The organism is Corynebacterium sp. Marseille-Q2823, from assembly GCF_903645345.1.
GTDB classification, from domain to species: Bacteria; Actinomycetota; Actinomycetes; order Mycobacteriales; family Mycobacteriaceae; genus Corynebacterium; species Corynebacterium hiratae.
This window is the reverse complement of sequence record NZ_CAHJXS010000010.1, coordinates 123,802-130,924: the sequence shown is the minus strand read 5'-3', so window position 1 is coordinate 130,924 and position 7,123 is coordinate 123,802. Positions and strand designations below refer to the sequence as shown.

Sequence of the window (7,123 nt, the reverse complement as noted above, 5' to 3'; positions counted from 1 at the left end):
AGCTGTGATTCCACCCTGAAATTGTAGCCCGTCCGGGCCGACGCACCCCTCGGCCCGGTACCAACTACCCGGAACACGGCAGTACCGAGTCCCCAGAACACCGGTACCAAAAACTCGCATCTGACAGTGGCTTTTGAATCCTGGGTGACACCTTCAGGCGGGGTAAGAAAGGCAAATAGTTGTTCTGCGTGGATGAGTTTTTCTAACCGTTTTAGAGCCCTGCGGGCGTTGCGGTGGGATTTAATCTGCAATCACTGCAGGTAAGTAAAGAAACAATTCTTATAGGCTCAGTTTTGGTTGCGAGTGCTGTGGTTGTGGCAACTGTCAGTCCAGAGGCCAAGAAGCTTTTGGCTCAAAATGCACCAAAGGTATTATCCTCAACCGCCAAAATGTTACTTCCAGGTAAGAAATAGTCCCTATTTATAGATAGCTCCTGGCGGTTAATCCTGCCATCCTGGCTCTCGTCGAGCTGCAACTCTCGCATAGCGTGGTTGCTAAGGAGGTGTGCCCAATTGGATTACAAGTACCTACACACTTGATCGGCGCTGCACGTTTCAGGGCCCGGGTGTGCGGCGTCCTGTCTGAGGTCCGCGATAGTGTCGCGCAGCACGGAGAGCTGCGCGATCTGCTGCTCGATCTCAGCGAGGCGCACGTCAAGCAGGTCGCGCACGTGCTCGCAGGGCGCCTGGCCGCCGTCGCGGATGTCGAGGATCTGGCGGATCTGGGCGAGGGTCAGCCCGGCGGCCTGGCCCCGGTGGATGAACCCGACCCGACCCACGGCATCCTCGGCGTAGTCCCGATAGCCGGAGGTCAATCGCTCGGCCGGAGGGAGCAGCCCCGACTCCTCGTAGAACCGCAGGGTCTTGGTCGTGGTTCCGGTTGCTTCCGCAAGCTGTCCGATCCTCATGTTCGCCGATTCCCCTTCCAATGGCCACCACACTTGACCTTCCATTGTACTGGAAGGTTCACAATGGTTCCATAGGAACTTTTGAACCACAGGGAAGAGACATCTGGAATGACAAACGAAAAGTTCGATCTGGCGATTATTGGTTCCGGCGGCGGAGCGTTTGCGGCCGCGATCCGGGCCACCGGACTGGGCAAGCGCGTCGTGATGGTGGAGCGCGGCACCGTGGGCGGGACATGCGTGAACACGGGCTGCGTCCCGTCGAAGGCGCTCCTGGCTGCCGCGGAGGCCCGCCACGTGGCGTTGGATTCGGCCCGCTTCCCTGGGGTGGCGGCCTCGGCGGGCCCGGTGGACATGCCGGCCCTGATTCAGGGCAAGGCCGCGCTGGTTGAAAGTATGCGCACGGAGAAGTACGTCGATCTGGCCGCGGACTACGGGTGGACGATGATCTCGGGGGACGCGTCGTTCACCGGAACCCAGGACGCACCGCTGCTCCGGGTGATCTCCCCGGATGGTGCAGTGAGAACGATCGAGGCCGGGCACTACCTCGTGGCCACTGGCTCCGCACCCTACGTGCCGCCCGTTCCCGGACTGGCCGAGGCCGGGTACCTGACCTCGACGACGGCGATGGAACTGGACGAGGTGCCCGAATCAATGCTGATCCTGGGCGGAGGCTATGTTGCCCTGGAGATGGCACAGCTTTTCTCCCGGCTGGGCTCCCGGGTGACCATGCTGGTCCGTTCCCGGTTGGCCTCGCAGGAGGAACCGGAGGCATCCAAGGCGTTGGCGGGGGTGTTCGCCGACGAGGGGATCCGGGTGGTCCGGCGGGCCATGGCCGACTCCGTGGCCTCCGGCCCGGACGGGGTCTCGGTGACGGCAAACGTGGCCGGGGGCGAGGAGGTGTTCCGCGCTTCCCGCATCCTCGTGGCACTGGGCCGCCGCCCGGTGACCGAGGGACTGGACCTTGACGCCGTCGGGGTGAAGACCGGCGCATCCGGCGAGATCGTGGTCGATTCCCGCCTGGCCACGTCCAACCCGCGGGTTTGGGCCGCCGGGGACGCGACCGGCCATCGGGAGTTCGTTTACGTCGCAGCGGCCCACGGCGCCTTGGCCGTGGACAATGCGTTCACCGATGCCCTGGCCGAGGTCGACTACCGGCACCTGCCCCGGGTCACCTTCACCAGTCCCGCCATCGGGGCGGTCGGGATGACGGAAAAGGAAGCTGTCGCCGCGGGGATCAGCTGCGAGTGCCGGGTCCTCCCCCTGGAGTACGTGCCGCGAGCCGTGGTCAACCGCGACACCCGCGGCTTCATCAAGGTTGTCGCGGACCGCGACACCGGACGGATCCTGGGCCTCTCCGCGGTGGCCAAGGACGCCGGGGAAATCGCCGCCGCCGGCGTCTACATCCTCGAAGCGGGCATGACCACCGCGCAGGTCGCCGCCGCCTGGAGCCCCTACCTGACGATGGCCGAGGGCATCAGGATCGCCGCCAAGGCCTTCACCACCGACGTCTCCGAGCTCTCCTGCTGCGCCTGAGCTCCAAGCCCCCACTACCGAAGCAAAGGAATGCCCTGACCGCCACCGACCAGGCCCTCACCTATCTGTTGTCCCCCGCGCGCTCCGGAATAGACCCGGAATTGTTCGTGCCGCTGCTGCGGCTCCTGGCCGAGGGCGAGCCCGTCACGGTCGCCGAACTGGCCACCGCCAGTGGCCGGAGCGAAGACACGGTCCGGCAGGGACTGGCCGCCGTCCCGGACACCGAGTACGACGACGAGGGCCGCATCATCGGCCTGGCCCTGACGATGCGGCCCACCCCGCATCGCTTCATCCTGGCCGGGGAACAGCTCTACACCTGGTGCGCCCTGGACACCCTCTTCTTCCCGGCCCTGATCGGGAAGGCCGCAACCATTGAGTCGACCTCCCGGGGTAGCGGGACCCTCATCCGGGTGATGACGGGCGCGGACGGCACGGTGACCTCCGTGCAGCCGGCCACCGCCGTCGTGTCCATCACCAGCCACCCGGGCACGGTGCCAATGCTGGACGCTCGGTGCGAAAAGTTCTGGCGAGAGCGAATCGAAACAATTGGTCCCGGTGATCCGCTTATCCCGGCGCCGGGGGGGATGTGCACTTGCACTGGCGGACGGACAACGCCGTTAAGGGGCCCTTCCGGTTTTAGAGTGCGTTGATTTTGTCCTGTAGCTGTCCGGAGTGGATTAGGCATCGCAAGATGTAGTGGTTGAGGTTTTTGAATCCTAGGGCGATGCCGCGTAGGTGTTCGAGTCTGCCGTTGATTGCCTCGACGGGGCCGTTGGATGCGCCGATATCAAAGTAGGCGAGTGGCGTCTTTGCGCCTTCGCCACAGGGTGCGTCCTAGTTGGGCGAGCTCTTCTAGGCCTTGTGGTAATCCTTTACGTAGGGTGTGGATGATGCGTTCCATGAGCTTTTTGCCTTCCGATTTCTTCGGATGCGCGTACGCTGCGATCATGTCTTGGTAGAGCAGCCACGTTACTTCTAGGGCCACGTAGTCGTCATCGGTGGCCCACAACATTTCTAAGCGGTGCTTTTGCCGCTCGGTGAGATAGTTCGTCCTGGTCAACAGGGTGCGCCGATGCTTGTACAGCGGGTCATCTTTGCGTCCGCGGCGCCCGGTGGTCTCGCGTTGGAGTCTTTGTCGGCAACTGGTGAGTTTGTCGGCTGCTAGATGCACCACATGGAAAGGGTCCATGACTTTGTCAGCTTGTGGTAGTTGCTCCTCGACTGCGGTGGCATATCCGGTGAACCCATCCATTGTCACCACCTGTATCTGCTCCCGGAAGCTGGGGTCGCGCTCTTTAAGCCACCCGCTTCAGCACGTCTGCGGACCTGCCCGGTCGCATGTCTAACAAACGAGCAGGCCCACGCCCGTCCACCAGCGGGGTGAGGTCAACGAGTATGGTCACCAGGTTTGATGCCTGGCCTGGTTTTCTGGTGTGTTTCCATACATGTTCATCGACTCCGAGGACGCGAACCCCGTCTAGGTGACAGGGGTCGCCGTAGACAAGCTGGCGGCAGGCATCTAGTGCGACCTGGTTGACCAGGTCCCAGCCCACACCGAGTGCTTTGGCGGTAGCCGACACACTCATCCGGTCAATAGCAAGGCGTTGCAAGATCCAGCGGGTGACCCGGTCAGTGAGCTTGGCGCCGTCATCCGCGCAGGTTAAAGATTCTTGGAAGATCTTTCTCTTACATGAGGCGGCTGTGCACCGGAACCTGGGGACTTTTATGTGCAGCCTGGTGGGGAATCCGACGACGGGAAGATCGACGAGTCGACGGGTGATGTGGTCGCGTAACTTTCCTGACTGTCCGCAGTCCGGGCACGCGCCGATAACGGCTACTGGCGTGGCTTCAATGATGGTCAGTGGTCCGGCATCAGCGGCACCGGTGATGGCAAGTCCGATTTCCGCGGTACGGCAGATGGTGTCGGCGACGAGGTTTCCAGTAGGCTTCACAGTACGGGTTCCTGGTGGGTTTAGATGGTTGTGTAGGAACTTTCATCTTCACACCAGGGACCCCTACATGTTGTGGTGACCCGCTGAACCCGTCATGTTCTACCTCACCCCGCTACGCACCCCAAAACCGGAAGAGCCCGTTAAGGCATGTGCGGCGCTCTATAAGGACATTGGCGTTCAACTGGAAGATGAGGTTGTTTCTTCTATGAGATCACACGCCTGGCGCACGGTACTCAACAACCGAGCAATCGCTCGCGGAGTTCCCGCCGAGATTCGCAGCGCATTCTTTGGTCACACTGAGGCCATGAACGCCCGAAACTACATGGACCTTACCGACGTTTCGGCCATGCAGTCGGCACTTGAAGGTGGTGCACTAGATGGTGCACTAGAGGGATGATTCTGGATGATTCTAAATGGTTCTAAATGATCGAAAATGCCTCTAAACAGCATGGTCAGAATCGAATGACGCCTGTTAGGCTCGAATGTAATCCGATAACCCAGAGGTCGTCGGTTCGAATCCGGCCCCCGCTACCAACTTCCAAGCCCACCAGTCACTTTGGCTGGTGGGCTTCTTCGTTTTCGCCCTCACCAGGCCGGCCTTAAGCCCGAAATGCCGACTCGAGGGCTCGGCCCGACTTTCACCGTAAATAAGCCCCGAAATCTTTGGCCTTGCAGATTCGGGGCACTATTTACCGTGAACGACATTCGTCGCGAGCGTGGCTAGCGGTTGAGGCTCCTGATGACAACAACCAGAGCGATGACGAGGCCGAAAAGGACCAGAAGGCCGAGCCCTACCAAGAGGAAGGGGAAGCCGGAGAAGAGTGATGAGTCATCGTTGTCTTGCGCGCGGTTCTCCGTGTCTTCTTGATCTTCCTTTTCCGCTGGCGCAGAGGGCTTCTCGGTCTCGTGTTTGATTGGCGCGAAGGTTGGCTCCGGAACGGGATCGCCCACGGCGTCTGCAACGAGGTCATAGGTCAGCACGGGAAGCTGCGTATTTTCATCAATTTCCTGGTCGGTGAGGAGCTGCTCGTAGTTGACAGCGATATATTGCTCGCCGCCCTGCCATACCTTTTCAATTCCTAGACCTCCCGCACCATCGTTGTGCGAGCCGCCATAGCGGTTGGCAAAGAGGATGGGCGCGGGGTAACTGAAATCGATTGTGCCGTCTTTAATTACGACGGCGCGGGAACCCTCCAGATCAATTTTTGCGCGTGCTTCGTTGTAGCCGGTAAGAACGAGGGAGTCACCCGGCCCGTTGTTGTCAAAGTCATCGGCCTCTTCGACCATGGAGACCGTGCCGGCAACCTGTTGCCCGTGTTCGGCAGAAATGCGATAAAAGTGCGTTTCACCAGGCACAATCTGTGCGCGCACAGGCTGCTGTGGGGTGAGCTCAGCAGCGTTGGTGAACCACGTTCCGGGGGTAACCTCGGCGGGGTCACCGGACACCGTGACTGGGTCTACAGGGGTCTTTTCCTCGGCCGGGTCCGGTTGGCCCTCCATGTCCGGCTCACCAAAGCGGGTGATGGTCACTTCTGTGCTGAGCTCTTCATCCTGCTTCCAGTCGCCTGCCCGCTCGATAGTGAAGGCGAGTTCATCGGAATCGCATCCTTCTTCTCCGCCCTGGGTGCTATACAGGGTCGCTGTTTGGTATTGGTTCGGGCCGAGGTCATTAGCGGTAGCGGTGTCGAGCTCGCAGGATAGCTCGACTGAGTCAACACCTAAATGGTGTGATCCACCTTTTCGGAAGTTATTAATACTCGGCTTTTGTGTCGTGTTGGCGCTAATCACCACGTGCTCGCCTTCAGCAATGGGGGTGGTGAAGTAGGTGGTGGATTCAGCGGAGTGCCCTTTACCTTCCGTCGGTGGAAGGGTGGTGGAAAAGGCCTCTACGTCACGGCCTACCTTGGCCGGGGAACCTTCGGTTTCGCCGCCTTCGATCTCCTCTAGGTTGGACTCGTAGGCGTTGAAGGTGCGCGGGGCCGCACGGTTCAGCTCCTTGGCCAAGCTATCGGCGTCGGAGGCGTTGGCGTAGGTGCCGCCGGTGGCGTCGGCAATGCACTGCAGTTCCTGCTGAGCCTCGGGCTCAACGTTGAAGCCGACGGTGTTGATGACTAGGTCGATGCCCTGTTCCTTCAGTTCCTTCGCTACATCGCAGACTGGTGGCGGGGTACACGTGGCAACGCCGTCAGAAACCAAGATGATGCTGCGCTGGCCTTCCTTTGGGAGTTCAGCCGCGGCCTTGCGCAGGGACTCGCCGATGGGCGTAAAGCCGCGCGGTTGCAGGCCGTCCATGTGGGCGATCATCTTCTCAGAGTTGCCGGCCTCGGGTGGTGTGACCACGGTGATGTCCTGGCAACCAGCTGCCTCATCTTCGGGGGCCTCGCCGGTGTTGCCGCCGTAGGTGACAAGCCCCAGAGGGGCGTCGTCACCAGCCTCCGTGATGAAGGTGCGGGCGGCATCTTTGGCGGCATCAATGCGGGTCTGGCCGCCGGCATCGTTGGTGATCATGGAACCGGAGGAATCGAAGACCACCATGGTCGGAGCCATGGTGCTGGAAGAGGAACTGGGGGCATTCGTCTCTTCTTCAGCAGAGGCTACTGGAAAGAGACCTGATACAACGGCAAGAGCGGTTGTTCCAAGAACAGCGATCAACGCCGTTAACAGGGGCGTTAGAGAGAAGCGTGACGTGTTTTCCATGTGAGCCAAGCTACATTGAACGCCTGCGTGCCGC

The 7,123-nt window shown here is 60.9% G+C and carries 5 protein-coding genes and 1 pseudogene; 3 read left to right on the top strand and 3 right to left on the bottom strand.

From position 1 onward, the window contains the following. Window positions 1–517 precede the first annotated feature (517 nt). Entirely contained in the window at window positions 518–907 is a 390-nt protein-coding gene (locus HWX44_RS11375) for a heavy metal-responsive transcriptional regulator (RefSeq protein ID WP_175974725.1), read from the bottom strand. Between the two features lie 108 nt (window positions 908–1,015). Between HWX44_RS11375 and merA the strand changes: the two genes are divergently transcribed. Next, window positions 1,016–2,440 carry a mercury(II) reductase gene (gene merA / locus HWX44_RS11370; RefSeq protein ID WP_046648249.1) on the top strand — a complete coding sequence of 475 codons (1,425 nt, stop codon included), beginning with the start codon at window positions 1,016–1,018 and terminating at the stop codon, window positions 2,438–2,440. A gap of 107 nt (window positions 2,441–2,547) precedes the next feature. Next, complete coding sequence (gene merB / locus HWX44_RS11365) at window positions 2,548–3,090, top strand: organomercurial lyase (protein ID WP_254868211.1); 543 nt, start codon at window positions 2,548–2,550, stop codon at window positions 3,088–3,090. Here the strand turns inward: merB and HWX44_RS11360 are convergent. Further along, window positions 3,077–4,392, bottom strand: a pseudogene (locus tag HWX44_RS11360) (ISL3 family transposase). The gene merB and the pseudogene HWX44_RS11360 overlap by 14 nt on opposite strands. 205 nt (window positions 4,393–4,597) lie before the next feature. On the opposite strand from HWX44_RS11360, the gene HWX44_RS11355 reads away from it, so the two are divergent. Further along, window positions 4,598–4,789: a hypothetical protein gene (locus tag HWX44_RS11355; protein ID WP_175974723.1), complete on the top strand. Its 192-nt coding sequence runs from the start codon at window positions 4,598–4,600 to the stop codon at window positions 4,787–4,789. A gap of 323 nt (window positions 4,790–5,112) precedes the next feature. Here HWX44_RS11355 and HWX44_RS11350 read toward each other — a convergent pair whose 3' ends face one another. Next, on the bottom strand, window positions 5,113–6,939 hold the full coding sequence (locus HWX44_RS11350; protein ID WP_254868205.1) for a vWA domain-containing protein: 1,827 nt from the start codon (window positions 6,937–6,939) through the stop codon (window positions 5,113–5,115). Between the last annotated feature and the right edge of the window lie 184 nt (window positions 6,940–7,123).